Origin of the sequence: Vibrio sp. 10N.261.51.A3, from assembly GCF_041471965.1 — a bacterium.
Classification (GTDB): Bacteria; Pseudomonadota; Gammaproteobacteria; order Enterobacterales; family Vibrionaceae; genus Vibrio; species Vibrio crassostreae_C.
The window spans coordinates 1-944 of record NZ_JBFRPK010000085.1 but is presented as its reverse complement, the minus strand read 5'-3'; the positions used below and the strand labels follow the sequence as shown (position 1 = coordinate 944).

1 protein-coding gene is annotated in these 944 nt (G+C 45.1%); it reads right to left on the bottom strand.

Annotated features, from left to right (window positions below; all coding sequences use genetic code 11):
- Positions 1–23: 23 nt before the first annotated feature.
- A partial coding sequence (locus AB4371_RS19085) for an IS4 family transposase (protein WP_372150487.1) occupies positions 24–944 on the bottom strand: 921 nt, incomplete at its 5' end.

Genomic DNA, 944 nt, shown 5'->3' with positions numbered 1-944 from the left:
CTGTCTCTTGATCACAAGTCTGGTTAATCAAGAGACTTAGCGAGTTCATACCCTTCAAGGATGGTTTGTAACCTAAACCATCCTTGCCATAACGTCTTTATAGAAGCGCGCCCCGTTCGCTTGGTATTCTTCCAACCACCTAACCGAGCAATACCGTTGTAAGCCCATGATATATTAGGCGCTTCTTTCGGTAGTTCTTTCTTCTCCAACTTGAGCCACATTAACTTCCACGCTTTGCCTCTTAATACCCGCTCACAGCTGGTCTTAGATAACTCGTCTGATTCATTCATAAACCTCAACTGGAGTAACCGAGTCGCGATAAAAGCCAAAATAACGCTGAGCCTCTCTAAGTTGTCCTTACTTTGCATTCTCAGTTGCTCAACCTCTGTCCCTTCACTTTTCCAGACTTTATGAAAATCTTCTATCAGCCAGCGCCGCTCATAATAACTGACGATTTTGAGTGCCTCTTCCTTGCTCGTTATCGGCTCAGAAGTCAGTAAGTGCCATACGAGCTTATCGCTACTCTCTCCTTGTTCTATACATCCCACGTAGTAAAGCGGAATGTTATCGAACTCTTTCTTGTTAGCAGGAGACTTGAGTGTCACGGGGGCATATTTGATATCTAAATGAGCCTTGCGAGCTTTACGCCCCCCTTTTTGCGGTATTTCGAGCACTTTCTCTCCGGCTGATAACAGGGTAGAGGCATAGCTATAAAGACGATTATCATGCTCTTCAATACAGCGGCTTTGCATTGAGCGAACGATGAACCTTTGTTGTTGCTCTCGCTTGTAAGTGAGGTATTCAAATAGGTCGGCTTCTCTATCGCACACAGAAATGACATCCGAAATTTTATCGCCAAGTCGCTCAGCGACATGGCGAGAGGCTTGTTCCCACTTATAACTTTCTTTCTCTTTGTATGGTCGAGTCGCATGCTGGTGCCTTTG